General features: G+C 66.6%; 1 protein-coding gene and 1 pseudogene. Both read left to right on the plus strand.

Features of this window, described 5'->3' with window-relative positions:
• Positions 1–229: pseudogene (locus ACFYY1_RS43315) on the plus strand (IS5/IS1182 family transposase); the annotation flags it as partial.
• Positions 230–382: 153 nt separating this feature from the next.
• The gene (locus ACFYY1_RS43320) at positions 383–907 is read left to right on the plus strand and encodes an AAA family ATPase (RefSeq protein ID WP_376321157.1); all 525 of its coding nucleotides are present in this window, start codon (positions 383–385) and stop codon (positions 905–907) included.
• The last annotated feature ends 115 nt before the right edge of the window (positions 908–1,022 follow it).

Here is a 1,022-nt window from a genome sequence, read left to right on the forward strand (position 1 = left end):
CACCATCCCCGAGCGGCGGGACCAGCGGGCCCACCGCCGGCGCCGCGGAAGCACAGGAGGCCGACCGGCCGGCTTCGACCGGCAGATGTACAGGCGCCGCAACGAGGTCGAGCGGACGATCAACTGCCTCAAGCACTCACGCGCTGTGGCCACGCGTTACGACAAACGCGCCTACGTCTTTCACGGTACGGTCGTCGTGGCTTCGATCCGCCTCTGGCTCAGGTCGTAATCAGCTGATGAGCAGGACATCGGTCCACTTGCCTGGGACGAGTGCGGTCACCACCACTGGCTGTCATCGCGCTGCCCAAACCGCAGCGCGGCCCGGCGGTCTTGGCAGAAAGGCAGTCGCCCTGCACTTGGTCTTCCTGCTTACGATCGGGATGTGACCACGCTGTTCCTGACGATCGGCCTGCCCGGCGCCGGCAAGACCACGAGGGCTCGGCAACTCGCCGAGGAGCACGGCGCCCTGCGGCTGACTCCGGATGAATGGATGATTCCGCTGTTTGGCGAGCCGGAGGTGGATGGGAAGCGCGACGTGCTGGAGGGCCGGCTGCTCTGGCTCGGTCTGGAGGCGCTCAGACTTGGAACCGACGTGGTCCTGGACTTCGGATGCTGGTCCCGTGACGAGAGATCCGCGATCCGCTGGTTGGCCGAGTCTGCGGGGGCAGACTGCCGCCTTGTGTACGTGCCGGTGGACCATGAGACCCAACGTGCCCGAATCGCCCATCGCCAGTCGGCTACCCCGGATCAGACCTTCCCGATGAGCGAAGCGGACCTCGTGCACTGGAGGACGCTGTTTGAGGAGCCCGACGCCGCCGAACTCGGAGGGCATGAGATCGGAGGTCCGCCTCCTGGATGGTCGGGATGGCTGGAGTGGGCTGCCGATCGGTGGCCGTCGCTCACGTGAACCCAACCTTGACGCGGCCCAACGTCGGGAGCGGCAGCCTTGGGCATACTCGGGGATCAGCCCACGAAGTCGTGCCAGGCATGCCGAGTCGAAAGATCCGCCGGACAGGCCCTAG

Source organism: Streptomyces sp. NPDC001890, from assembly GCF_042891445.1.
Classification (GTDB): domain Bacteria; phylum Actinomycetota; class Actinomycetes; order Streptomycetales; family Streptomycetaceae; genus Streptomyces.